General features: G+C 44.5%; 1 protein-coding gene. It reads left to right on the top strand.

The annotated features are described in order from the left end of the window. Positions 1-98 precede the first annotated feature (98 nt). Positions 99-528, top strand: a 430-nt coding sequence (gene luxS, locus R7O13_RS30575) for an S-ribosylhomocysteine lyase (protein WP_318305684.1), incomplete at its 3' end; no start/stop codon positions are given.

Here is a 528-nt window from a genome sequence, read left to right as displayed (position 1 = left end):
AACTGGAAGACAACAGCAGCTGGTTCTTTTAACCCCATTTGGGTATAAAAACCAAACCAATACCTCAAGGTGTTGGAATTACAATCAGGAGAGATGTAATGCCTTTACTCGATAGCTTCACCGTAGACCACACTCGCATGAATGCACCAGCAGTGCGTGTCGCGAAAACCATGCAAACTCCAAAAGGAGATACCATTACGGTTTTCGACTTACGCTTCACTGCGCCTAACAAAGACATTCTTTCAGAGAAAGGCATTCATACACTAGAGCACTTGTACGCAGGTTTCATGCGTAATCACCTAAATGGTGACAGTGTGGAAATCATTGATATCTCACCGATGGGATGTCGCACTGGTTTTTACATGAGTCTCATTGGTACGCCTTCTGAACAGCAAGTCGCAGACGCATGGCTTGCTTCTATGGAAGATGTGCTAAAAGTGGAAAGCCAGAACAAAATCCCTGAGCTAAATGAGTACCAGTGTGGTACTGCAGCGATGCATTCTTTAGAAGAAGCACAGCAAATTGCCA

It is taken from the genome of Vibrio sp. Y176 (assembly GCF_033438945.1).
Note: the sequence above shows the minus strand (reverse complement) of the source record. Positions and strands in the feature narration are given on the sequence as shown.